Raw genomic sequence first — 25746 nt, 5'->3', positions numbered from 1 at the left:
ACGCGGTGACACACCGCGTGATCATTGTCCGGGCGTGGCGGTTCGACGCGGACCACCGTGCACGAAAGGGCCGTGATCAGAACACCCTTCGCACCGTCGCAGGACAGACCCGTTGACCCCACCGCGGTGTTCTGGCACAGCGAGCGCCGCGACGGCAGTGCGCGGCGGAGCCCGCGGTGCAGGATTTCGCACCCTCCGGGAACAACACGCAGGTCGCTCCGCCGTGCGCAGAACGCGCCCCGTCTTGTTTGGCGGCACGATGCCGGGCGCCGGGCACCATTGCGGCGCAAGGAAACCGAACATCGGAGGCCCAATGAAAGGCTCACTCGCCGTCGTCTTCGCCGCGGCGATGGCGCTCGCGATCACCCCGGCGGCCGGCGCGACGGGTTCGACGTCGCTGGTGGTGCTCGGCGACTCGTTCGCATCGGGCACCGGCGCGGGGTCCTACCAGGACGGAACAGCCGGCAACTGCTGGCGCAGCAACAACTCCTACGGCGAACAGGTGGCCGGGCGCCTCCGCTCCACCGGGAAGCTCAGGGCGTTCACCAACGTCAGCTGCAGCGGCGCCACCACAGCGGAGCTCGGGCAGCCCTTCAAGGGCCGTCCCGCCCAGCTGGACGCCCTGAAGCGGACCACGAACCTGGTGCTGCTCACCGCGGGCGGCAACGACATCGACTACTCGGCGTACGCCGGGATCTGCGTCCAGGGCGACTGCACGGGCGCTCCGACCGGGTCGACCCTGGCGAAGCTGCCCCAGATGGGCCGCAACGTCACGGGCCTGCTCACCGAGATCCGCGAGCGCAGCCCGCACGCGCGAATCGTCGTCGTGGGCTACGGCCGTCAGGTCTCCACTTCGGACACCCTGCCCGCCATCCCGCTCGACCCGGTGTGCGGTGAGTCCGTTCTCAGCACCGCCGAACGCCGCGACGGCAACAAGGTCGCCGACGGCATCGACGCCACCCTCCGGTCCGCCGTGGCCGAGGCGCGCAACCAGGGTGTCAACGCCACGTACGCCAGCCCGTTCTCCCGTCCGGACACGTTCGACGGCCACGCGCTGTGCGAGTCCGGAACCCCGTTCCTGCGCGGGTTCGACGCGCTGGCACCGGGCCAGGAGGGGCCGGAGGCGGTGTTCCACCCGAACCGGGAAGGACAGACGGCGCTGGCCTCGCTCGTCCTGCCCCGGAAGTAGCGTCCCCCACCTGCCGGAACCGCGCCGAACGCCTGCGCTCGCGGCAGGCGCCCCGGAGGTCGTGGCCGTGCCGACCACGACCTCCGGATCGGCGGCGGCGATAGCATCAGCACATGGCACATCTCGCGCAAGTCGGCGCAGGAGGGGTCGAACCGGAGCAGTCCGGGCTGACGTTCACCGTCCTGACCGCGATTCGTGCCTGGAGGGACGGTGCCGAACTCGATCTCGGCTCCCCTCAGCAACGACTCGCCCTCGCCGTGCTGCTGCTGGCGGACGGGCAGGTGGTGCCGATCGCCGACATGATCGCGGCGATGTGGGACGGAGAAGCCCCACCGGCGGCACGGGGGACGGTGCGCACGTACGTCCACCGGCTGCGCCGGGTGCTCGGTGCGGACGAGTCCGGTGAGCCGGTGCTGAGGTCGGCCGGGGGCGGCTACCGGTTGAGACTCGCCGAAGGTCGGGTCGATCTCAGTCGTCTTCGAAACGCCCTGCGGGCAGCGGACACCGTGGACGACGTCGAGCGTCGTGCGGAGTCGTTGCGCGCGGCGTTGGACGAGTGGACGGCCAGGCCGCTCGCGGGAGTCGAGGGCGCGTGGGCTGAGGGCGAGCGCCGTCGTGCCGTGCGGCTGGGCGTTCAGGCGGTGGAGTCGCTGGCGGAACTGGAACTCGGCCGGGGCGGCCACGCCGCGGTGCTGGAGCGCCTTCGCCAGGTCGTCGAGCTGGAACCCCTCCACGAGCGGGCGCACGAGTTGCTGATGCGGGCGCTGCACCAGGCGGGTCGCCGCGAGGAGGCGCTCGCCGTGCACGAACGGCTGCGCGTGACGTTGCGGGAGGAGATGGGGGTCGAACCCGGGCCAGGCCTGCAGGCGTTGTACCGGCGGATGGCGCGGTCCGACGCACCCCCGCGGCCGAGCGGTGCTCCCGCGCCCGCGACGGCGCTGAAGCAGGTGCTCCCGACGCAGCTGCCCTTGCCACTGGCGGTGTTCACCGGCCGTGAGCTCGAACTGCGCGACCTGGACTCGCGGCTGGCCGGGGTTCCGGCGCCGCCGGCGGTGGTGGTGCACGGTACGGCCGGGGTGGGCAAGACGACGTTCGTCGTGCAGTGGGCGAACCGGATCGCGCCGCTGTTCCCCGACGGGCAGTTGTACGTGAACCTGCGGGGTTTCGACGCGAACGGCGTCACCCGGGAGCCCGCGGACGTGCTGCGCGAGTTGCTGGACGGGCTGGGACTGCCGAAGCCGGGACGCCCGGACGGGCAGGACGGGCTCGCCGCGTTGTACCGCAGCGCGGTGGCCGACCGCCGCGTTCTGGTGGTGCTGGACAACGCCAGGGACAGCGGACAGGTGCTGCCCCTGCTGCCGGGATCTCCCGGCTGCCTGGCCGTGGTCACCAGCCGCTCGGAGCTGACCGGCCTCGTGGCCTCGACCGGCGCGCACACGATGAAGATGCGCATGCTGGACATGTCCGAGTCGGTGGCGCTGATGACGCGGCGGCTCGGTGAGCGACGAGTCGCGACCGATCCCGTCGCGGTGCGGTCGATCGCGAAGGCGTGCGCACACCTGCCACTGGCGCTGGCCGTGGCGAGCGCGAGGATCGCGACGAACCCGGCGCTGAACCTGTCGGAGGTCTCCCACGAGCTGACCCACCACGCCGAGCAGGGCCTGGACTTCCTGGCCGCCGACGACCCCCGCAGCGACGTTCGTTCGGTGTTGTCGTGGTCGTACCAGGCCTTGAGCGCCGCAGCCGCGAGGGCGTTCCGGCTGCTCTCCGTCGTCCCGCTGAGCCAGGCCGGCACCGGCGCGATCGCGAGCCTGATCGCACAGCCGTTGCCGCGCGCGCAGGCCTTGATGCGCGAACTCGCGGCGGTCGGCCTGGTCGTGGAGAACCGGCCCGGCCGCTACAGCTGGCACGACCTGCTGCGCGAGTACAGCGCCGAACTGCTCGACGAGATCGACGACGCCGATGTGCGGTGGGCGGCCCGACGCAGGCTGCTCGACCACCACCTCGTGCTGACCCGTGACGCGACCGTGCGGCTGTCGTCGGTGCAGGACCTGCCGGACCTGCCGGAGCCGGCCCCGGGGGTGTCTCCCCGGCCCGTCGCGGACCACCGGTCGGCTCTCGAGGTGTTCGCGACCGAGCACGACACCCTGACGGCCCTGGTCGAACTCGCCGAACAGTTCGGGTTCGAGGAGCACGGCTGGCGCATCGCCTGGCACCTCCGGTTCTACCAGGACTGGAACGGCCAGTGGGCGTCCATGATGAGGATCAACCAGATCGCGCTGCGCGGAGCCGAACGGACGGGCGACCACCTCGGCATCGGCCACGCCCGGCGTTGCCTGGCCCGCGTGGCCTCCCGGACCGGCCGGACGGAGCTGGCCCTGCATCACCTGGACGTGGCCCTGGACGCGTTGAGCTCGAGCCAGGACCGCCGCGCCCAGGCCTACGCGCACCTCCAGCTGTCCGGCGACCTCGTCTCCACGAACCAGGTCGACCTGGGCCTGGCCCACGTGGCCCGGGCGCGTGCCCTGTTCCACGAAGCAGGCCCCCGCGCCGCGGAGTGCACGGTCCTGATGATCATCGCCTTCGCGAAGATGACATCGGGGGCGTACCGGGAGGTCATCGAGCTCGTCAACAAGATCCCCGACCACGACGACGGCACCACCTCCGTGGTCCAGCTGTCCCTCGGCCTGGACCTCCTGGCCGAGGCACACGCCTGCCTGGACGAGCACGAGCAGGCCGCGGCCGCCACCGAACGCGAGATCGAGCTCCTCAGCGGGCTCGAGGTCGCCGACGGCCCCCACACCGCCTTCCTCAGCGACATGATCAGCCTGTCGATGTTCGTCCTCGCCCGCTCCCTCTACCTCGCCGACCGGCCCGAGCGCGCCGTCGCGGTCCAGCGAGAGGCCTACTCGCGCCTGCGCGCGTTCATCGGGGCGAACTTCAGGAACAACCGCGTCCTGTGGGATCCGCGCGGCCACCAACCCCAGCGACTGCTGGACTCCATCGACGCGTTGCTGGGTGAGAACCGACCGGCGGCGACGTGGTTCCTGGAGAGCATCCGCGTCTTCGACGCCACCATCAGCGCTCTCGAGGACATCGGGATCGTGACCGACCTGATCAGGGTGCGGGACAGGAACCGCTCGATCTGGAACGACCGCCAGGATCCGTGAACCCCCGTCCTCGGCCCGGCAGCAAGGATCACCGCACCAGCGCGGTGAGCTGCTCCACGACCACGGCCGGGTCCGGCATCCGGGAGATCTGGACCGCCGTGGCCGTAGCGGCCTCACGAACAGCCGGGTCTCGCAGCAAGCGGCCGGCCGCCTCGGCGACGGCGTCGGCGGTGACCTCCTCACCGACGAGTTTCGCGGCCGCGCCGGTGCCCGCGAGCGCGTCCGCGTTCACGAACTGGTCGGCGCCCTGAGGCAGCAGCACCTGCGGCAGACCGGCGGCGAGCGAGCCGAGCACCGTGCCCGTGCCACCGTGGTGCACGACGAGTTCCGCCCGCCGCAACACCTCGGCCTGCGGCACGAACCCGGCGACCCGCACGGAGTCCGGCACGTCACCCAGTGCCGCGGGATCACCGGGACCGAGCGCCACCAGGACGTTCACCGGCAGCCGTGCGAGCCCGTCGATCGCCGCGCGCACCACCTCGGTGGCCCCGAAGGAGACGGTGCCGAGCGTGAGGTAGACCAACGGCCGATCCCGGGGAACCCGCGGCATGGGCACGTCGAGGTCGAACGCGGCCGGGCGCTGCCGCAGCACCGTCGGCAGCGCGGCGACCACGGGATCGCGCACGACGTCCGGCCACAGGTCGACGGCGACGTCCCCCATCAACAGGTCAGCCGGCGTGCTGTCCCACAGCCAGGCCAGTTCCGCGGCCGCGGCCCGTTGCGCCTCAGGCGGCAGCGACCGTCCGATCACGTGCGACACGGCCGGAACTCCCGCGTCCCGCGCGGCTTTCGCGGCACCCACGTCGCTCTGCTCGTAGACCACCAGGTCCGGCCTGATCACCGGCAGCAGCCTGGCGAGGTCCGCGACGGTGGCGCGCGGCAGCAGGTCGGCGAACATCGTGATCATGACCCGGAACACGTCGTCCCGGCCGTGGCGGCGGTACGCCTCGGCCTCCGCCTCCCCGATCGAGATGCCCGAGGCGTGGACCCCGAACCCGAGCGCCCGCACCTCGTCCAGGAAGGCCGGCCCCGTGGCGAACACGACGTCGTGACCGGCGGCGCGGGCGGCACGGGCGAGCGGGACCAACGGGTACAGGTGGCCGTGGGCTGGGCGGCACGAGAAGAGGATGCGCACTATTCCCGAAACAGCCCGGGCCTGGTTGCTTCAACCGCCTCGAGCAGTTCCTTCAGCTTTCTTTGACGTCTGCAATCTTTAATCAGTTCCCGCGCAGCACCGCTGACCGTTCCACGTCCCTCCAGCTCTTCCCATTCAATGCCCAGATCCTGACACAAATTCATCAGACCATTTATGCTGAATGCCCCTGAAAGCGCCACGCGAACCTGCCCCTCCGCTAAGCCGAAAATTTCGAAGGAATCAGACCCAGAGACCGAATTCGGTGCGTGTCGAACAGATTTGCCCAGTGTCGTCGAGCCCTGCTCTATCAGCAAGGAGATCGCGTATCGAGCAGCAGCGTCAGCCGCGTATCCCTGCCACTTGTCGTTCTTCGCAGAATTCGCTCGATCACACACTCCTTTTACCACCAGGATCGACGTGCGATTCTTGTGCTGATGAGCTGCCGCAGCCGCTCCTCCACCTTCCATTTCGAGCCCGATTGCCTGCGTCCACACAGATCGCAACGAATCGACCACATCTGAATCAGCAACAACTTTGCTACCGGTTAGAATTGTGCCGAAGTGCACTCTCGGCTTCGACGCAGACCCTCCGGGACGCTTGACAAGCACGGTTTCCCCCCAGTCATCCGACTGAAAGTGCTTTGCCAATCGCAGCAACTCGGGATCCACTGGAAAAACATTCCAACGCGGCGAGAAACTGCCTCGCTTAATTTTCCCGAGGTCGTAGTCGACCAATTGATCAGAAACACAGACATCACCGAGATGAACTCGGGGGGAAACGGCCGCGCAAATTCCGACGAGTATCACACGGGTCGGATCAAGCGCGTTAAGCGCTGCAGATGTAGTCAATGCCGCACTTACGGAGCCCATCGAGTTCATACCGGCGGCTGCGATAGTCAGACCATGATAGGCCTGAGTGACCCAATACTCGAAGCCGGTGTCAGGGTCCTTCGCGTGCCGCCATGGCCCAGAGTTGGCTCTAACCGCGGCAAGCTCCTTGGGCAGGGCCGCCAAGATTAGAACGTCAACCTTGCTTGAGAACACCCTCTGCTCCTTCGCGGATCGCGTTCCGCCTAACTCCTCGTCGCCCCACAGCAACACTTCCTCCCGCGACTGATCTCGACTGAGTCGAGCCTCACCTTCTGACGTAAACTTGAGAGCCGCCGAAATAACTTCAGGTGATAAGCCGCCAAACCAGCTGATCTCCCGTTCCTCCCGAATCGTCACGGCCCGGAGCTGCTTCCCGCACCTTGGGCACGTCTTGTCCTCGCCGCTGAGAAGTGCAGGGATATACGCACCGTGATGCGGACAGCCCCACTCGGTCACCTCACGGGACGCCTTGGCAGTCATCGGGCCCTCGCTCTGTCGGCAACGTCAGTACGATCCACCTCTACTTCGTGGCGGCGCTGATTGCTGTTACCGCCTTTCCGCAGCTCGACAGGGGCGACGCCGACCAGCGAGGCCGCAGACCTGCCGGATGTTGATCGACTACCTGCGGGTGTGGGCTGGTACTCACGGCGCAGTTCTGGGGATTTGCCGAGTGGACATCTCTCTAAGGTCGGTTCTGGGCTCTGTGCGAGTTCGCGTTCAGCGCTACGGGACGTCATGAACAGATCGGAAGAGGATGGCGCAGCAGACTGAGTTCTCGCCCGCACTGCTCGACTACGTCAGGGCGGTGTCGCTGAGGGATGACGACGTCCTCGAGGAGTTGCGGCGGGAGACCGCCGAACTGCCGATGGGACAGGCGATGCAGATCATGGCCGAGGAGGGCCAGCTGCTCGGGCTCCTCGTCGCGCTGACGCAGGCGCGCACGGTCGTGGAGGTCGGCACGTTCACCGGGTACAGCACGCTCTGCATGGCTCGGGCGCTGCCCGCCGGCGGGCGGCTGATCACGCTGGACATCTCGGAGAAGTGGCCGATGATCGCCGAGCCCTACTGGGAACGGGCCGGTGTGTCCGATCTGATCGAGGTGCGGGTCGGGATGGCCGAGCGGCTGTTGGACGAACTGGTGGCGCAGAACGGGCCCGGCACGGTCGACCTGGTGTTCGTGGACGCCGACAAAGCGAGTTACCGGGCCTACTACGAACAGGCGTTGCGGCTGGTGCGGCCGGGCGGCCTGATCGTGCTGGACAACACGGTGTTCTTCGGTCGTGTCATCGACGAAGGCGTTCACGACGCGGACACCGTTGCCGTGCGCGAACTCAACGCGTTCCTGCTCGGCGACGAGCGGGTGGAGTTGGCGATGCTGCCCATGGCCGACGGCATCACCTTGGCGCGCAAGGTCTCAACTGGTTGAAATGTCTGTTGAGACCGCTAGTCGAGGCGTGCTAGCCAATGCCGCGCCGCCCTGGGCTCCACTACTTTTCGGTTGAGTTTCATCAGCAGCCGGTTGAAGTGAAACGAGGGAGTGTCAGGTGGCTGATCCCGGGAAGCGATCACTCGCTGTTGTGGGAGCCGGTGTAATGGGGGTCGGCATCACCACTCTCGCCGTCGGCAACGGCTTGCGGGTCGTGCTGCTGGACAACGACCAGGCCGCTCTCGACAAGGCCCGGCACACCGTCGAGTTCCAGTTGCGGCACGCCCGCATGATGGGCGCCCTGCCGGTGGACGGCGTGGCCGGCGAGGTGGTGACCACGACCTCGATGGACGAACTGTCCGGAGTGGACGCCGTCGTCGAGGCGATCTTCGAGCACAAGGACACGAAGACGAAGGTCCTGGCCGAGGTGGCGACGGTCGTGGGTGAGGATGCCCCGCTGATCACGAACACCTCCGGCATCCCCGTCGACGAACTCGCCGTGGCGCTGCCGCGGCCGGAGCAGTTGGTGGGCACGCACTTCATGAACCCGGCCTACCTGATCGACCTGGTCGAGGTCGTGAAAGGCCGCTACACCAGTGATGCGACGGTGGCGGGGTTGCAGGCGTTGCTGAGGCGGCTGAACCGGCGTGCCGTGGTGGTGCGGGACTCGCCGGGCTTCGTCACCAGTCGGCTGTTGCACCCCATGCTCAACGACGCGGCGCGGCTGGTCGGCGAGAACGTGGCGACCGCCGAGGACGTGGATGCGTTGATGGTGGGCTGCTTGGGCCACCGGACCGGTCCGCTGCGCACCGCCGACCTGATCGGTCTGGACAACCTCGCCGACTCGCTCGTGGCTCTCTACGAGCGGACCGGTGAGCAGCGATACATGCCGTGCGAGCAGTTGTTGGCGAAAGTGCGCGACGGCGACCTCGGTTACAAGTCGGGCAGCGGTTTTTACCAGTACAGGGAGACTTTGTCGTGACGATCGACCAGAGCATTTCCGCCGTCGAGAGCGTCGAGAGCACTGTGCAGGCGTATCTGGAGAGCAAGCTGAAGTCCACTGTGGATCCGGACCAGGACCTGATGGCGAGCGGGCTGGTCTCGTCCATGTTCGCCATGCAGCTGGTCGTCTACCTGGAGAGCACGTTCGGCGTCGCGGTCGTCGGCTCGGACCTCAAGCTCGACAACTTCCGGAGCGTGCGGTCGATGACCGCTCTGGTGGAACGGCTGCAGGGCAACGACAGCGATGGCTGAACACCTCTCCGACGCACGTGCGCTGGTCGCCGGGCTCATCGGTGACCAGGCCGACGCCTGGGACCTGGCCGGCACGCTGCCGATGCCGCTCTTGCGCGAGCTGAGTTCGCACGGACTGCTGTGCGCGCAGGTGTCCACCGACTACGGCGGCCTCGGGTTCAGCAGCCTGGACAACGGCGAGTTGACCGCCCATACGGGCAGCCTGTGCAGTTCGGTGCGCAGCGTGCAGACCTCGCACGGGATGTCCGCCTGGACCATCGGCCGGCTCGGTGACAAGGCGCAGCGCCGCGCCTACCTGCCGGCGATGACGAGCGGTGGCCTGGCCGCGATCTGCTTCAGCGAACCGGATGCGGGCAGCGATCTGTCGGGCATCGGCACGGTGGTCGAGCCCGACGGTGACGAGGTCGTCGTGACGGGCCGCAAGACGTGGATCACCGCGGCCGCGTACGCCGACCTCCTCCTGGTCGTCGGCAGGTTCGGTGACGGCGCCGCGGTGGTCGTCGTGCCGCGGGACGCGCCCGGTGTGCGGATCGACCCCGTTCCCCATCCGGCCGGCTGCCGGGCGGCCGGGCACTCCGAGGTCCTGCTCGACGCGGTCCGCCTGCCCGCCGACGCGGTGCTCGGCGGAGGCGGGCAGAACCTGTCGATGGTGATCACGACCGCGCTGACGTACGGGCGGATGTCCGTCGCCTGGGGCTGTGTCGGCATCCTCCGCGCCTGTCTGCGCGAAGCCACCGCACACGCGGCGAGCAGGTCCCAGTTCGGCAAGCCGCTCGCCGAACACCAGCTGGTGGCCAGGCGGCTGGCCGAACTCTTCGTCGGCGAGCAGGTGTCCACCCTGAGTTGCGCGCACGCCAGCCGTTGCTGGGACTCGGGTGATCCCGAACTGGCGATGGCGGCGGTGTTCGCCAAGCACGTCAGTTCCGGAAACGCCGCGCAGGCAGCCGCTTCCGCGGTGCAGGTGCTGGCTTCCAAGGCCGCGCACGGCGGCACGGTGATCGACCGCGCCTACCGGGACGCGAAGCTCATGGAGATCATCGAGGGCACCAGCGAGATCTGCCAGCTGTTGCTCGCCGAGCAGGCGATGGCCGCGGGAGGCGGTACGAATGTCTGAACTCCGGTCGCAGGTCAAGTGTCTCGTCTGGGACCTGGACAACACGTTGTGGCAGGGCACTTTGCTGGAGGACGGCGAAGTCCACCTGCGCGCGCAGGTGCTCGACGTGATCAGGACCTTGGACTCACGGGGCATCCTGCAGTCGATCGCCAGCAAGAACGATCACGACCACGCGTGGGCACGGCTGGAGGAACTGGGCGTCGCCGAGTACTTCGTGCTGCCGGCGATCAACTGGGGCCCCAAGTCCGACTCCGTGCGCGCCATCGCCGAGCAGCTGAAGTTCGCGCACTCCGCGATCGCGTTCATCGACGACCGGCCCACCGAGCGCGCCGAGGTCGAGTACCACCTGCCGGAGGTGCGCTGCTACTCGCACACGCAGGTGCTGGACCTGCCGAACCTGCCGGAGTTCACCCCCGTCACGATCACCGAGGACTCACGCCGGCGCCGCCAGATGTACCAGGCGAACTTCCGCCGCGCCGCCGCGCAGACCGAGTTCAGCGGTCCTGACGAGAACTTCCTGCGCACGCTGGAGCTCGAGATGCGGATCGCCCGGGCGGAGCCGCAGGACCTGGGCAGGGTCGAGGAACTCACGCTGCGCACCAGCCAGATGAACGCGACCGGCGTGCACTACTCGGACGCCGCGTTGCGGGAGTTGTGCTCGGACCCCGGCCACGAGGTCCTGGTGATCAGCATGTCCGACCGGTTCGGCCCGCACGGTGCCGTCGGTGTGCTGCTGCTGGCCAGGGACACCGATTTCTGGCACCTCAAGCTGCTCGCCACGTCCTGCCGGGTGGTGCAGTTCGGTGCCGGCGCGGCGATCCTGAACTGGCTCGTCGACCGCGCGGCCCGGGCGGGGGTGCACCTGGTCGCCGACTTCAGGCCGACCGAGCGCAACCGGATGATGGAGATCGCCTACCGCTTCGCCGGGTTCACCACCGACCCGTGCGACTGCACGGCGGGAGCGGACCTCGGTGCGGAGCACCAGGTGCAGCACCTGCACCTGGTGCCGGAACACCGGGCCCTACCGGACACCTTGCGGCTCATCGCGGAGTTCGCCGACGTCGTCTAGGGATTTCCCGGCAGGTCGCACCACACACGCGAAAGCTTTGTCAGGCGCGGTGATCCCTGGTCGATTCCCCGCGCGCATCTGGAGGGGTCGATGAACCAGCCCGGTATCGAGATCGCCGTCGTGGGGTTGTCCTGCAGGCTGCCGGGCGCGGACGGCCCCGGCGCGCTGTGGGACCTGCTGCACGGCGGGCGGGACGCGCTCACCGACCCGCCGGCGGGGAGGCCGGGTGCGCGGGGCGGCTACCTCGCCGACGTCGACGGGTTCGACGCGGACTTCTTCGCCGTCCCCGCCCGCCGGGCGAGGGCCATGGACCCGCAGCAACGCCTCCTGCTCGAACTGGCGTGGGAGGCGTTGGAGGACGCGGGCACGATTCCGGCGTCGCTGCGGGAGAAAGCGGTCGGGGTGTTCGTGGGCGCGATCGCCGACGACCACGCGAAGCTCGGCCACGAGATCGGCAGCCACACGCTGACCGGCACCAGCCGCGCCCTGATCGCCAACAACGTCTCGCACTTCCTGGGGTTGCGCGGCCCGAGCATGGTGGTGGACAGCGGGCAGTCGTCGTCGCTGGTGGCGGTGCACCTGGCGGTGGAATCGCTGCTGCGCGGGGAATCGGAGCTGGCCCTGGTCGGCGGCGTGCAGCTGAACCTGGGGCGGGACGGCACGACGGTCGCCGACCGGTTCGGTGCCCTGTCGCCGGACGGGCGCTGCTTCACCTTCGACGCGCGCGCCAACGGGTTCGCCCGCGGCGAGGGCGGCGGCGTGGTCGTGCTCAAGCCGCTGGACCGGGCGCTGGCCGACGGCGACGTGCCGTACTGCGTCATCCGGGGCAGCGCGGTCAACAACGACGGCGCGAGCGCCACCCTGACCTCGCCGGACGTCCAGGCCCAGGAAGCGGTGCTGCGCGCGGCCTATGCACGGGCGGGGATCGCGCCGGGCGCGGTGGACTTCGTGGAACTGCACGGCACCGGCACGAAGGCGGGTGACCCGGTGGAGGCCGCGGCGCTGGGCGCGGTGCTCGGAACGGCGCGCGGCGCGGACCGGCCGTTGCTGGTGGGGTCGGTCAAGACGAACGTCGGGCACCTGGAGGGCGCGGCGGGTGTCGCCGGGCTGCTGAAGGCCGTGCTGGCGTTGCGGCACCGGGAGGTCCCGCCGAGCCTGAACTTCGAGACCCCCTCCCCCGACATCGACTTCGCCGCGACGAACCTGCGGGTGGTGCGCGAGGTGACCGCACTCGCCGGGCCCGCGGTGGCCGGTGTCTCGTCGTTCGGCGTCGGCGGCACGAACTGCCACGTGGTGCTGACCTCGTGGACCGCGCCGGAGCTACCCAAGTCCACTGTGGACGGCCCGGTGCCGTGGACGGTGTCCGGCACGAGCGAGGCCGCGGTGCGCGCGCAGGCGTCGGCGTTGCTGGACCTGGACGGCTCGCCGGCCGACATCGGGTTCTCGCTGACCTCGTCGCGGACGGCGTTCCCGCACCGCGCCGGTGTCGTCGGCACGGACCTGGAGGCGCTGCGGGCGGGGCTGCGGGCGATCGTCGACGGCACCCCCGCACCCGGCGTGACGCGCGGGACCGACACCGGGTCACCGCGGCCGGTGTTCGTCTTCCCCGGCCAGGGTTCGCAGTGGGTCGGGATGGGCCTCGACCTGCTGGAGACGTGCCCGGCGTTCCGGGACCGGATGGCCGAGTGCGACACCGCGCTTGCCCCGTTCGTGGACTGGTCGCTGACCGACGTGCTGGGCGACGCGGACGCGCTGGCCAGGGTGGAGGTGCTGCAACCGGCGCTGTGGGCGGTGATGGTGTCGCTGGCGGCGGCGTGGTCGTCGTTCGGCGTGCGGCCCGCTGCGGTGGTCGGGCACTCGCAGGGCGAGATCGCGGCGGCGTGCGCGATCGGGGCGCTGTCCCTGGACGACGGGGCGCGGCTCATCACGCAGCGCAGCCGGATCGCCGCGGCACTGCTGGCCGACTCCGGGCGCATGGCGCACCTCGCGCTGGGCGAGGAGGAAGTCGCCGAGTGGCTGACCCGTTACGACGGCCAGGTGACGGTCGCCGCGGTGAACGGGCCGTCGTCGGTGGTGGTGACCGGTGCCGTCGAGGCGACGGAGGACCTGGTCGCGGCGGTGTCCGCGACGGGGGTCAAGGCGCGGCTGGTGAGCGCGGCGTACGCGTCGCACTCGCCACAGGTGGAACTGGCCCGCGAACCACTGCTGGCGGCGTTCGCACCGGTGCGGCCGACCTCTTCGGCGGTGCCGTTCCACTCGACGGTGACCGGCGGCCTGCTGGACACCGCGAGGCTGGACGCGGACTACTGGTACCGCAACAACCGCGAACCGGTCGGTTTCCACGGTGTGGTGCGGCGGTTGCTGGCCGAGCACGCGGTGTTCGTCGAGATGAGCCCGCACGCGGTGCTGGCAGGTTCCGTCGAGGAGTCCGGCGGGGTGGCGATCGGGTCGCTGCGCCGCGACCAGGGCGGCCTGGAACGGCTGCTGCTGTCGGTGGCGTCCGCGCACGCACACGGCGTGGCGGTGGACTGGTCACCGGCCTTCCCCGGCGCGCACCGCGTCGCCCTGCCGACGTACGCCTTCCAGCGCACCCTGCACGGCCAGGACAAGTCCACTCAGGACACAGCGGCGCCGTTGCCCCGCAAGCTCTCCGGTCTGGACGAGCGCGAGCGCGGGCGCACCGTCGCGGCGTGGGTGCGAGGACAGGCCGCGGCCGTGCTCGGCGGGCCCGTCGACCCGGCGCGGACGTTCAAGGAGCAGGGCTTCGACTCGATGGCCGCGACGGAGCTGCGCAACCTGCTCAGCACCGACTCCGGCCTCGCGCTGCCCACCACGGTCACCTTCAACCACCCGACCCCGGAACGACTCGCCGCGCACCTCGACGCGGAACTGCGTGGTGTCCAGCCCGAGCCGGTCGCCCGGCCGAGTGCGCCGCTGGACGACGACCCGGTGGTCATCGTCGGCATGGCGTGCAGGCTTCCCGGCGACGTCCGTTCCCCCGACGACCTGTGGCGGCTGCTCCTCGCCGGTGGCGACGCGCTGTCCGGGTTCCCGGCCGACCGCGGCTGGGACACGCACGATCTGCCGGGACGCGGCGGTTTCCTGCACGACGCCGCCGACTTCGACGCGGGGTTCTTCGGGATCAGCCCGCGGGAGGCGCGGTCGATGGACCCGCAGCAGCGGCTGCTGCTGGAGACCTCGTGGGAGGCGATGGAACGCGCCGGGCTCGACCCGGCGGCGGTCGACGGCGACGAGGTGGGCGTGTTCGTCGGCGCGATGCACCAGGACTACGGACCGGGCCTGCGCGCGGACGACGGCGGCTTCGCGCTGACCGGGACGTCGGCGAGCGTGCTCTCCGGGCGGCTGGCCTACCAGTTCGGGTTCCGCGGGCCGACGATGACGGTGGACACCGCGTGCTCGTCGTCGCTGGTGGCGCTGCACCAGGCGGCGCTGGCGCTGCGGGCGGGCGAGTGCGCCACGGCACTGGTCGGCGGCGTGACGGTGATGTCCGAGCCGGGCCTGTTCGCCGAGTTCGCCCGGCAGGGCGGGCTGTCGCCGACCGGACGGTGCGGCTCGTTCTCCGCCGACGCGGACGGCACCGCGTGGTCCGAGGGCGTCGGAGTGCTCGTGCTGCAAAGGCTTTCGGAGGCGCGGCGGCTGGGGTCGGACGTGCTGGCGGTGGTGCGGGGCAGCGCGGTGAACTCCGACGGCGCGTCGAACGGCCTGACCGCGCCGAACGGGCTCGCCCAGGAAGCGGTGATCCGGCGGGCGCTGGCGGCGGGCGGGCTGTCCCCGGCCGACGTGGACGCGGTGGAGGCGCACGGCACCGGAACGGTGCTGGGCGACCCGATCGAGGCGCACGCGCTGCTCGCGACCTACGGCCGTGACCGGGAGGGGCAGCCGCTGCTGCTGGGGTCGGTGAAGTCGAACCTGGGGCACGCGCAGGCCGCGGCGGGCGTGGTCGGTGTGATCAAGACGGTGCTCGCGTTGCGGCACGGGCTGCTGCCGAAGACGGTGCACGTCACCGAGCCGACGCCGAAGGTGGACTGGGCGGCGGGCGGTGTGGCGCTGCTGACCGAGGCGGTGCCGTGGCCGGAGACCGGCCGGGTGCGGCGGGCAGGCGTGTCGTCGTTCGGCATCAGCGGCACGAACGCACACGCGATCATCGAACAGGCTCCGCCTCACGAGGTACCGGCCCCCAGACCGGGCCCTGTGAACGTACCGCTGGTGCTTTCCGGCAAGGACCCGGCGGCCGTGCGGGACCTGGCGCGGGAGTTGCTGCCGCTGGCCGGGACCGTCGAACCCGCGGACCTCGCGTGGTCGCTGGCGAAGCGGCACCGGTTCGAGCACCGCGCGGTCGTCGTCGGTGACGCACGGGCGGGGCTCGCGGCGGTGGCCGACGGGGCGCCGGGCGTCATCGAGGGCGTGGCGCGGGCGGACGGACTGCTCGGGGTCGTGTTCGCCGGGCAGGGGGCGCAACGCGTCGGAATGGGCGTGGAGTTGCGCGAACGCTTCCCGGTGTTCGCCGAGGCGCTCGACCGGGTCCTGGAGGTCGTGGGCAAGCCGGTGTGGGACGCGGTGGTCAGCGGGGAGGGGCTGGACCGGACGGAGTTCGCCCAGCCCGCGCTGTTCGCCGTGGAGGTGGCGCTGTACCGGCTGCTCGAGTCGTGGGGCGTGCGCCCGGACGTCGTGGTGGGGCACTCGGTCGGGGAGATCGCGGCGGCGCACGTGGCCGGGGTGCTGTCCCTGGAGGACGCGGGTGCACTGGTCACCGCGCGCGGCCGGCTGATGCAGGCGTTGCCCCGAGAAGGCGCGATGGTGGCGATCCGGGCGAGCGAGGACGAGGTGCGCCCGCTGCTGGGCACCGGTGTGGCCGTCGCGGCGGTGAACGGGCCGGGCGCGGTGGTGGTGTCCGGGGTCGAGGCGGCGGTGGTGGCGCTCGCCGAGCGCTTCCCCGGCCGCGCGCAACGGCTGCGGGTCAGCCACGCGTTCCACTCCCCCGCCATGGACCCGATGCTCGACGCCTTCGCCGAGGTGGCGAGCCGCTGCACGTTCCACCCGCCGACCATCCCGGTCGTCTCCACCGTCACCGGCACGACCGGTGAGCTGTCCACACCGGACTATTGGGTGCGGCAGGTGCGGGAGGCGGTGCGGTTCGCCGACGCGGTGACGGCGATGGTGGACACCGGGGTGACCCGGTTCCTCGAACTCGGGCCGGACGGCAGCCTCGCCGCGCACACCCAGGACAGCGCACCGGCGGCGCTGGTGGTTCCCTCGCTGCGCAAGGACCGCGGCGAGGAAGAGGCGCTGCTGACGGCGGTCGCGCGCCTGCACACCGACGGCGTCGACGTGCGGTGGGACGCAGTCGTGCCCGGCGGCAGGCGGATCGACCTGCCCACGTACCCGTTCCAGCGCGACCGCCACTGGTTCGATTCGTCCGATGTGGACGGCAAGGTGCTGTGCCAGGAGTGGCAGCCGGTGCCGTCCGGGCCGGAGCCGGCGGTCAGCGACTTCGACGCCGTGCTGGCGCAGGACGGTCCGTTCCCGGACGCCGTGCTGGTAGCGGTCAGCTCGCCCGATCTGCCGGTGCCGGAGGCCGTCCGGGCGGTCACCGCGCGCGTGCTGGCGCAGATCCGGACGTGGCTCGACGACGCCAGGACCGCGCACTCGAAGCTGGTGTTCCGCACGCAGGTCGCGGACCTCGCCGCCGCGGCGGTGCGGGGTCTGGTGCGGGCCGCGCAGGACGAGCACCCCGGTCGGTTCGCGCTGATCGACACCGACGGCCCCGCTCCGCTGACCGGCGAACCCGAGATCGTTGTGCGCGAAGGCGTACCGCATGCGCCGCGGCTGGTCGAGGCGCGCGGCCGGGGTGCCGCGACGTGGTCCGGCACCACGCTGATCACCGGTGGGACGGGGGCGCTCGGCGCCCTGCTGGCCCGCCACCTCGTGACCCGGCACGGCATCCGCGACCTGGTGCTGGTCAGCAGGCGGGGCCCGGACGCACCGCAGGCGGGCCCGCTCACCGCCGAGCTGACCGCTCTGGGGGCGCGCGTGCGGGTCGTGGCGTGCGACGTCGCCGACCGCGAGGCCGCCGCCCGGTTGCTCGACGACATCCCCGGCCTGGCCGCCGTCGTGCACACGGCCGGGACCCTCGACGCCGGCGTCATCTCGTCGATGACCCCGGCGAAACTCGACGCCGTACTGCGCCCCAAGGCCGACGCCGCCTGGCACCTGCACGACCTGACGAAGGACCGGGACCTGTCGGCGTTCGTCCTGTACTCGTCGTTCCTGGGCACGGTCGGCGGGGCGGGCGAAGGGAACTACGCCGCCGCCAACGCCTTCCTCGACGCACTCGCGCGGCACCGCCGCGACCTCGGCCTGCCCGCCGTGTCGCTGGCCTGGGGTCTGTGGGACGCCGGGATGGTGGCCTCGGCCGACGTCGGCAGGCTGGCCAGGGTCGGGCTGCTGCCGATGTCCCCCGAGCTCGGCCTGCGCCTGTTCGACACCGCCCTGGGCACCGGCGCGGCCGTCGCCTACCCGGCGCGCGTCGACACCGCGGCGCTGGCCGCGAGCACCCCCGCGCCGCGTGCCGAACAGGCCTCCGCGCGGGTGGTCGTGACCGGCCGCGGCGCGCTGCTCGACCTGGTGCGCGGCGAGGCCGCGGCGGTGCTCGGGCACGGCTCGGCCGACCAGATCGCCGCCGGGAAGTCCTTCCACGACCTGGGTTTCCAGTCCGTCACCGCGTTGGAACTGCGCAACCGGCTGGCCGCGAGCACCGGGCTGACGCTGCCCAGCTCGGTCGTCTACGACCACCCGAGCCCGCGCGACCTGGCCGAGCACCTGTCCGCCCAGCTCACCGGCGACGACACGGAAGTCGTCGCCACGAGCGGTGTCGCGGCCGACGAACCGATCGCGATCATCGGCATGAGCTGCCGCTTCCCCGGCGGCGTCAGCAGTCCGGAACAGCTGTGGGACCTGGTCACCGCGGGCGGTGACGCCATCAGCCCGTTCCCCACCGATCGCGGCTGGAACCCGGCGCTGCACCACCCCGACCCCGACCGGCCGGGCACCACCTACACCACCGGCGGCGGTTTCCTCGACGACGCCGCCGGGTTCGACGCGGCGTTCTTCGGCATCTCCCCCAAGGAGGCGCTGTCGATGGACCCGCAGCAGCGGTTGCTGCTGGAGACCTCGTGGGAGGCGTTCGAACGGGCGGGCATCGACCCGGCGACCGTGCGCGGCGACAGCGTCGGCACGTACATCGGCTCCAGCCATCAGGCGTACGCAGCGGGTGAGGACGGCGCGGAGGGCTACCGCACCATCGGCACGCACCCGAGCCTGCTGTCCGGGCGCATCGCCTACGCGCTCGGACTGACCGGGCCCGCGCTCACCGTGGACACGGCGTGCTCGTCCTCGTTGGTGGCGCTGCACCTCGCGTGCCGGTCGCTGCGGTCCGGGGAGAGTTCGCTGGCGCTGGCCGGCGGCGCGACCGTGCTGGCCGACCCGGACGTGTTCGTGTCGTTCGGACGGCAGCGCGTGCTGGCCCCGGACGGGAGGTGCAAGGCGTTCTCCGCGAGTGCCGACGGCATGACGTTCGCCGAGGGTGTCGGCGTGCTCCTGCTGGCCCGCCTGTCCGACGCGGTGCGCGACGGGCACCCCGTGCTGGCGGTGGTGCGCGGTTCGGCGGTGAACTCCGACGGCGCGTCCAACGGGCTCACCGCGCCCAGCGGCCCGGCGCAGCAACGGGTGATCCGCGCGGCGCTGGCCGACGCCGGTCTGTCCGGCGAGCAGGTCGACGTGGTGGAGGCGCACGGCACCGGGACGGTGCTGGGTGATCCGATCGAGGCGGGCGCGCTGATCGCGACCTACGGACGGGAGCGGGAACGGCCGCTGCTGCTGGGTTCGGTGAAGTCGAACATCGGGCACACGCAGTCCGCGGCGGGTGTCGCGGGCGTCATCAAGATGGTCCTGGCGATGCGGCACGGAACCCTGCCCCGGACCCTGCACGTCACCGAACCCAGCTCCAAGGTCGACTGGTCGGCGGGGACGGTCGCGCTGCTCACCGAAGAACGCCCGTGGCCCGCGACCGGGGCGCCGCGCCGCTGCGCGGTGTCGTCGTTCGGCATCAGCGGCACGAACGCCCACGCCGTCCTCGAACAGGCTCCGGCTGTCGTGGAGACCGTTGTGCCACGGGAGGAGCGGCCGGTGGCGTGGACGGTGTCGGCGCGGACGGCGGAGGCGCTGCGGGAGCAGGCCGGGTCGTTGCTCGCCCACGTCGGCGCCCGGCCGGAGTTGCACGACGCCGACCTGGGGTGGTCGTTGACGGCGGCGCGGACGGCGTTCGAGCACCGGGCCGTCGTCGTCGGGACCGAGCGGGCCGAGTTGTGCCGCGGGCTGGCGGCGTTGGCCGAGGGCAAGGCCGATCCCTCGGTGGTGCGGGCGGTCGCGCGCGAACGCGGCGGGCCGGTGTTCGTCTTCGCCGGCCAGGACGCGTTCTGGGTGGGGATGGCCGCTGAGTTGCTGGCGTCGTCGCCGGTGTTCGCGGCGAGGATGGGCGAGTGCGCCACGGCGTTGGAACCGTTCGTGGACTGGTCACTCCTGGCGGTAGCGCGGGGCGACGAGGACGCGCCGCCCGCCACTCGGGTCGACGTGCTGCAGCCGTTGCTGTGGGCGGTCATGGTGTCGCTGGCGGAACTGTGGCGTGCGCACGGTGTGGAACCCGCGGCCGTGGTGGGTCATTCGCAGGGCGAGATCGCGGCCGCCTGCGTGGCGGGCGCGCTGTCCCTCGAGGACGGTGCGCGGATCTCGGCGTTGCGCAGCAAGCTGATCCGGCGGCGGATGTCCGGGACCGGCGGCATGATGTCGGTGATGGAGTCGGTCGACGTGGTGCGGCCGCTGCTGGGACCGGTGGACATCGCGGCGGTCAACGGGCCGCGCACGGTCACCGTGTCCGGGTCCGGTGACGACCTGGACGCGTTGGAACGGCGGCTGTCGAAGGCCGGGGTGCCGCGCTGGCGGCTGGCCGGGGTCGACTTCCCCGCGCACTCCGCACACGTCGCCGAACTGGAGAGCGAACTGCTGGAGCTGATCGCCGAGGTGCGGCCACGCGCGACGACGGTTCCGTTCTACTCGACGGTGCACGGCGGCTTGGTCGACACCACCGGGTTGGACTCCGGCTACTGGTACCTGAACCTGCGCCGGCCGGTCGCGTTCGCCGACGCGGTGTCCGCGCTGCTGGCCGACGGGTACACGACGTTCGTCGAGTCGAGCGCGCACCCGGTGCTGGCGGCGGGCGTCCACGACATCGCCGAGGCCGCCGGGATCGAGGTCGCGGCGATCGGTTCGGTGCGCCGCGACGACGCCGGGCCGGACCGGTTCCTGCGGTCGGTGGGTGAAGCTCACGCACACGGCGTCGACGTCGACTGGGCGACCGTGTTCCCGGGAGCGAAGAAGGTCGATCTGCCGACGTACTCCTTCCAGCACGAGCGGTTCTGGGCCGTGCCCGCGCCACGTCGGTCCGATGTGGACGATTGGTGGTACCGGACCCACTGGACTTCCGTGCCCACACCCGAAGACGCGGCACTGAGCGGGACCTGGCTGCTGGTCGGCCCCGCGGCCGAAGACGTGTCAGCGTCCTTGGTCGCCCACGGCGCGAAGGTGCACCACGCGACGCTGGAACCCGGTGAGCCGCTGGAACTCCCGGACGACCTCACCGGCGTCGCCTCGACCCTCGCCGCCGACCAGACGATCGCCCTGCTCCAGGAGCTCGTGCGCCTCGACGCGAACGTCCCGGTCTGGACGTTGACCCGGGGCGCGGCCGGCACCGCCGCGGACGACCCGGTGCGCGACCCGCGCCAGGCCCGTGTGCTGGGCGTCGGCTGGACCGCGGCACTGGAGCACCCCGCGCTGTGGGGCGGCACCGTCGACCTCCCGCCGATCGTGGACGCTCAGGCGGGCGGCCTGCTCGCCGCCGTCCTGTCCGGTGTCACCGGGGAAGACCAGACCGCCGTGCGACCGCGCGGCGTCCTGGCCCGGCGACTCCACCGGGCCCCCGCTCCCGTCCGGCGCTGGTCGCCGCGCGGAACCGCCCTGGTGGTCGGCGACGGCGCGCTCGGCCCGGAGGTCGACCGCTGGCTGGCCGACGCGGGCGCGGAACACGTCGAGATCGTCAGCGGCGTCGACCGCGGTGGTCTGGCGGCCGTGCTCGCCCGGCTGGAGGCCGAGGGACGGCCGGTGCGGTCGGTGTTCCACGTCGGCGGGGAGATCGCGCTCGCGCCGTTGGCAGAGGTGCGCGCCGACGAGGTCGAGGCCGCGGTCGCCGCGAAGGTCGACCTGGCGCACGCGCTCGATGAACTCGTCGGGGAGGTGGACGCGTTCGTCGTGTTCACGTCCACGACCGGGGTGTGGGGCGCGGGTGGGCACGCGGTGCTCGCCGGTGCCGACGCGGAACTGGTCGCGCTCGCCGAGAGCCGCCGGGGGCGCGGGCTGGCCGCGACCGCTGTGGCGTGGGGGCTGTGGGACGTGCAGCGGTCCGGGGGTGCCGAGGACGATCGGCTGGTGCGCGGTGGACTCGGGTTCCTGCCTGCTGCGCGCGCGTTGGACTGCCTCGCCGGGGCGATCGCCGACGGCGACCCCGCGGTGGTGGTCGCGGACGTGGCGTGGGAGCGCTATCTGCCCGCGTTCACCGTTGCCCGGCCGAGCCCGCTGCTCTCCCCGTTCTCCGAGGCGCAGCAACCCGTCGCCGAGGTGCGGCTGCCGCAACTCAAGCCGGCTGAGCAGAGGCAGCACCTCGTCGACGTGGTGCGGGCCGAAGCCGCGGCCGCGCTGGGGCACGCCTCCGCCGAGTCGATCGACGCGGCCACTCCGTTCCGCGCCTTGGGGTTCGACTCGCTGACCGCGATCGACCTGCGCGGCCGGCTGGTCGCCGCGACCGGGGTGTCGCTGCCCACGGCGGCGGTGCTCGCGCATCCGACGCCGCTGGCCCTCGCCGAGCACCTGCTCACCCTGGTCGGCACCACCGCCGCCGAGCCGCGCACCGACCTGGTCGCGACTCTGCACCGGCAGGCCGTCGAGGCCGGGAACCACGAGGGCGCGGAGGCGTTGCTGCTGTCCGTGGCCGCGGTGCGGCCCACCTTCGCCCGCGGCGAGTGGACCGTGACCCCCGACCGGCTGCGCGCGGGTTCCGGTGGTCCCAGGCTCGTGTGCGTCGCGCCGATCGTGCCCATCACCGGCCCGCACGCCCACTACGGCCTGGCCGAGGCGTTCCCCGCTGACTGGGCGGTCGACTCGCTCACCCCGCCCGGGTTCGCCGAGGGCGAGGCGTTGCCCGCCGACCGCGACGCCTTGGTCGCCGCGCTCGCCGACGCCGTGACGGGAGCAGAACCGTTGGTGCTGCTGGGAATCTCCTCCGGTGGCGTCCTCGCCCACGAGGTCGCGCACCGCCTCGCCGCGGCCGGGCGGGACGTGCGGGCGGTCGTGCTGGTCGACACCTACCTGCTCGACAGCCCCGCCAAGAGGGCGTTGCACCCGGCACTGTGGCGCGGGCTCTTCGAGCGCGAGCACGTCGTCGACGGGTTCGACGGGACCCGGCTCTCGGCGTTCGCGTGGGCCGAGCGGCTGCTGCTGGACTGGCGTCCCGCGGCCGGCCTGCCCACGGTGCTGGTCCGTGCGGGCGAGCCGCTCGACGGCCTCGCCGGGGACTGGCGCACCGAACTGCCCGGCGTCCCCGCGTTCGCGGACGTCGACGGGGACCACTTCACCATGGTCGAGCAACACCTCGGTGCCACCGTCGGTGTCATCCGGGACCGGCTCGACGCGCTGACCGACGACGCGAGGACCCCACGATGACCACACCGCTCCGCATCGGCAAGCACACCCTGGTGTGGCCCAACGGCGACAGGCGTTGGGCGAGCGGCACCAGCGCCGTCGTGCACGACGGCGCCGAGGGGTTGCTCGTCAACGCCCTGCGCGACCGCGCGCACACCGAGCGGTTGCTCGACGCCGCCCGCTCCGCCCTCCCGGACGTCCACATCGGACACCTGGTGGTGACCGACGCCGCCGTGCACCGGCACGGCGGGTGGGGCGCTCTGGCCGGGGCCGAGGTGCACGTCAGCGCCCGCGTCGCCGCCGAGATCGCCGCCGATCCCGACCAGGTGACCGCCGAGCCGGACTCGTTGCTGGACCGGTACCTGCGGCGCGCGCTCGCCGGTTTCGACCTGTCCGAACCGGGTTTCGCGACCGGCGCGACCTTCGACGCCTGCACGACGATCAAGCTGGGCACCGTGCCGGTCGAACTGGTCGACCTCGGCCCCGCGCACAGCACGGGCGACACCGCGGTGTGGCTGCCCGACGACGAAACCCTGATCACCGGCGACCTGCTCTGCCCCGGCACCCACCCCGCGCAGTGGTCGGGTTCCACCGCCCGGTGGTACGAGGTGTGCGCGGAAATGGCGTCGATGCGGCCCGCCGTCGTGGTGCCCGGCCGCGGCCCGGTGACCACCGTCGCCGGCATCCTCGACTTCCGCAACTACCTGGAGCACCTGCTGGTCGAGACCCGCCGCCGCTTCGACCGGGGCATGCCGGTGGAGGAGACCGCGGTGGACCTGCCCATGCGCCGCTGGGCGGACTGGGCGTGCCCCGAGAACCTCGCCGTCACGGTCGCCCACCTCTACCACGAGTTCGGCGGCCCCCCGACCCCGCGCGCGGCATCGCTCACCCTGGCCGCCGAGATCGCCGAGGGCCTGCGCCGTCCCCCGCGGGTGCGCCCGTACGCCCCCGCCGACCGCGACCCGGTCACCGACGAACGGCTGGCGCTCACCGAGGGGGCGAGCGCGATCTGGGACGAACACCGCGCGCAGACCCCGAACATCCTGCTGGCCCTGGTGCGCCACCCGCACCTCTACGAGCAGACGGTGCCCATCGCCCGAGGCGTGGTGACCGGCGTGCTGCCCGCGCGCGACCGCGAGATCGTCATCCTGCGCGGTGCCTGGAACTGCGTCGCGCCCTACCAGTGGAACCACCACCTGCCCATCGCCGCCGCAGCAGGACTGTCCGCCGCCGAGATCGACGCCCTGTCGCACCCGGTGGACTCCGCCCCGTGGTCGCCGCGTGAGCAGGTGCTGATCACCGCGCTGGACGAGTTGCACGAGCGGTCCACCATCACCGACGACACCTGGCGCGCACTGGCCGCGCACTACTCGCCGGTGGAGTTGATCGAGCTGGTCACGTTGTGCGGGGAGTACCGCAAGATCTCGTTCCAGGTGAACGCGTGGCGCATGCCGCTGGAGCCGTGGGCCGGTCCGTACCGGTTGCCCAGCGGGTGGCGGTCCTCGTGATCTCCTGCTCGCCGAGCCTGGTCGTCACCCGGCACTCGGCACGCGAGTGGCTCCGGACGTGGCGGCCGCCGCAGACCGCATGGCGGCGGCCATCGTCACCTGCCTGCGGTCCAGTGCGGTGGCACCGTCTTCCACGTCCCACAGGCAGTTCTGCAGCACCCGCCCCAGGGTCCACCCGGCAGCCCGGTCGCGGTCGAGGCCCAGTTCGGCGGTGAGCAGGTCGAAGCGCCGCCGCACCACCCGAACCGGTTCGCCGGTGGCGACCACGGCGTCCCACCCGCCGTCCAAGGCGGGCCACAGGTCGAACCCCGGATCGCCGGCCAGCGGCTCCGGGTCGATCGCCAGCCACGGCTCGCGGTCCGCGGCCAGCACGTTGCCGTGGTGCAGGTCCCAGTGCAGGAGGCGGTCGCCGGGTTCGCCGGCCAGTTCCCGCACCGCGGCGGCACACGAACCCAGCAGCTCCCGGTCCGCCGGATCGGTCAGAGCGGCCATCGCCGCGGGGGTCTGCGCCAGCATCTCGGCCGCGATGTCACCGAGCCGCGGCACACCACCGGGCGCGGTCACCGGCGTCAACTTCCTCAGCAGCCCCGCGAGCACGGTCATCGCCTCGTCGTCGTCCTCGACGTCCGCGAGGGTGCGCGTGTCGTCGAGCCGTTCCAGCAGCATCGCGCAGGTCTCCGGATCGCTGTCGAGCAACCGCACGACGCCCGCGCCGTCCCAGACCCGCAGCCCGATCAGCGCGGCCCTCGTCTCGGTCTTGGGCATCTGCAACCGCAGTGCCGCGCGTCCGCCGCCTGTCCGCCGGACCGGCAGCACCAGCGCCGCTTCTCCGGAGCGCGGCTGCCCGTCCGGTTCCAGCGTCCACTCGTCCAGGAACCGGTCGACCAACCCCGGCAGCGCGTCGATCCACTCCCGCTCGGCCTCGCCGCCGTTCCTCCGGTACGAGGCGGCCAGTGCGGCCGGGACGGCGATGCGGGCCGACGCGCTCACGTGGCAACTCCCCCTTGCTCTGCCAGGACCTCCCGACCAACGTAGCGGGTGCGGTGCCTCGCCTCGTGTTCGCGCTCGGCATCCTGCTGTTCGTGCTGCTCGGACACCCCGCCGGAGCGGCGCGGAACTCGCGCGGCGCGCCGCCCGGGAGTCGCTCGCCGTCGAACCGCTCGACCTCTTCCGCGACCCGGGGTCC

At 71.8% G+C, this 25746-nt stretch carries 12 protein-coding genes; 9 read left to right on the top strand and 3 right to left on the bottom strand.

Annotated features, from left to right (window positions below; translation table 11 throughout):
- The first annotated feature begins 313 nt into the window (after positions 1–313).
- A complete protein-coding gene (locus tag QSK25_RS22395) occupies positions 314–1189 on the top strand; it encodes an SGNH/GDSL hydrolase family protein (protein WP_285640922.1) in 876 nt (291 codons plus the stop codon).
- A 113-nt stretch (positions 1190–1302) separates the two neighbouring features.
- Positions 1303–4359: an AfsR/SARP family transcriptional regulator gene (locus QSK25_RS22390; protein ID WP_285640921.1), complete on the top strand. Its 3057-nt coding sequence runs from the start codon at positions 1303–1305 to the stop codon at positions 4357–4359.
- Between the two features lie 28 nt (positions 4360–4387).
- Here the strand turns inward: QSK25_RS22390 and QSK25_RS22385 are convergent, their stop codons facing one another.
- Together QSK25_RS22385 and QSK25_RS22380 are read right to left on the bottom strand one after the other, a co-directional pair.
- Positions 4388–5494, bottom strand: a complete 1107-nt coding sequence (locus tag QSK25_RS22385) for a glycosyltransferase (protein ID WP_285640920.1) — start codon at positions 5492–5494, stop codon at positions 4388–4390.
- On the bottom strand, positions 5494–6720 hold the full coding sequence (locus QSK25_RS22380; RefSeq protein ID WP_285640919.1) for a phosphorylase family protein: 1227 nt from the start codon (positions 6718–6720) through the stop codon (positions 5494–5496). Before QSK25_RS22380 ends, QSK25_RS22385 begins: the two co-directional genes overlap by 1 nt.
- Positions 6721–7117: 397 nt before the next feature.
- On the opposite strand from QSK25_RS22380, the gene QSK25_RS22375 reads away from it, so the two are divergent.
- The 7 genes from QSK25_RS22375 to QSK25_RS22345 all read left to right on the top strand — a co-directional run bounded on the left by QSK25_RS22375 (position 7118) and on the right by QSK25_RS22345 (position 24560).
- Positions 7118–7789, top strand: a complete 672-nt coding sequence (locus QSK25_RS22375) for an O-methyltransferase (RefSeq protein WP_285640917.1) — start codon at positions 7118–7120, stop codon at positions 7787–7789.
- 118 nt (positions 7790–7907) lie between these two features.
- Positions 7908–8771 carry a 3-hydroxyacyl-CoA dehydrogenase family protein gene (locus QSK25_RS22370; RefSeq protein WP_285640916.1) on the top strand — a complete coding sequence of 288 codons (864 nt, stop codon included), beginning with the start codon at positions 7908–7910 and terminating at the stop codon, positions 8769–8771.
- A complete protein-coding gene (locus QSK25_RS22365) occupies positions 8768–9043 on the top strand; it encodes an acyl carrier protein (RefSeq protein WP_285640915.1) in 276 nt (91 codons plus the stop codon). The genes QSK25_RS22370 and QSK25_RS22365 overlap by 4 nt, the downstream gene beginning before the upstream one ends.
- The gene (locus QSK25_RS22360; RefSeq protein WP_285640914.1) at positions 9036–10157 is read left to right on the top strand and encodes an acyl-CoA dehydrogenase family protein; all 1122 of its coding nucleotides are present in this window, start codon (positions 9036–9038) and stop codon (positions 10155–10157) included. Before QSK25_RS22365 ends, QSK25_RS22360 begins: the two co-directional genes overlap by 8 nt.
- Entirely contained in the window at positions 10150–11226 is a 1077-nt protein-coding gene (locus tag QSK25_RS22355) for an HAD-IIIC family phosphatase (RefSeq protein WP_285640913.1), read from the top strand. Before QSK25_RS22360 ends, QSK25_RS22355 begins: the two co-directional genes overlap by 8 nt.
- A 90-nt stretch (positions 11227–11316) precedes the next feature.
- Complete coding sequence (locus tag QSK25_RS22350; protein ID WP_285640912.1) at positions 11317–23073, top strand: type I polyketide synthase; 11757 nt, start codon at positions 11317–11319, stop codon at positions 23071–23073.
- Positions 23070–24560 carry a carboxymuconolactone decarboxylase family protein gene (locus tag QSK25_RS22345; RefSeq protein WP_285640910.1) on the top strand — a complete coding sequence of 497 codons (1491 nt, stop codon included), beginning with the start codon at positions 23070–23072 and terminating at the stop codon, positions 24558–24560. The genes QSK25_RS22350 and QSK25_RS22345 overlap by 4 nt, the downstream gene beginning before the upstream one ends.
- A gap of 24 nt (positions 24561–24584) precedes the next feature.
- On the opposite strand, the gene QSK25_RS22340 is transcribed toward QSK25_RS22345, so the two are convergent.
- The gene (locus tag QSK25_RS22340; RefSeq protein ID WP_285640909.1) at positions 24585–25550 is read right to left on the bottom strand and encodes an aminoglycoside phosphotransferase family protein; all 966 of its coding nucleotides are present in this window, start codon (positions 25548–25550) and stop codon (positions 24585–24587) included.
- Positions 25551–25746: the final 196 nt, after the last annotated feature.

It is taken from the genome of Lentzea sp. NBRC 102530, assembly GCF_030269365.1.
Lineage (GTDB): Bacteria > Actinomycetota > Actinomycetes > Mycobacteriales > Pseudonocardiaceae > Lentzea.
The sequence above is the reverse complement of the archived record's forward strand: the minus strand, read 5'-3'. Positions and strand labels throughout refer to the sequence as shown.

What these genes read in the sequence shown, in the direction of transcription:
- QSK25_RS22395 (WP_285640922.1), top strand. Translation starts at nt 314, where the DNA reads ATGAAAGGCTCACTCGCCGTCGTCTTCGCCGCGGCGATGGCGCTCGCG.
- QSK25_RS22390 (WP_285640921.1), top strand. Translation starts at nt 1,303, where the DNA reads ATGGCACATCTCGCGCAAGTCGGCGCAGGAGGGGTCGAACCGGAGCAG.
- QSK25_RS22375 (WP_285640917.1), top strand. Translation starts at nt 7,118, where the DNA reads ATGGCGCAGCAGACTGAGTTCTCGCCCGCACTGCTCGACTACGTCAGG.
- QSK25_RS22360 (WP_285640914.1), top strand. Translation starts at nt 9,036, where the DNA reads ATGGCTGAACACCTCTCCGACGCACGTGCGCTGGTCGCCGGGCTCATC.
- QSK25_RS22355 (WP_285640913.1), top strand. Translation starts at nt 10,150, where the DNA reads ATGTCTGAACTCCGGTCGCAGGTCAAGTGTCTCGTCTGGGACCTGGAC.
- QSK25_RS22350 (WP_285640912.1), top strand. Translation starts at nt 11,317, where the DNA reads ATGAACCAGCCCGGTATCGAGATCGCCGTCGTGGGGTTGTCCTGCAGG.
- QSK25_RS22345 (WP_285640910.1), top strand. Translation starts at nt 23,070, where the DNA reads ATGACCACACCGCTCCGCATCGGCAAGCACACCCTGGTGTGGCCCAAC.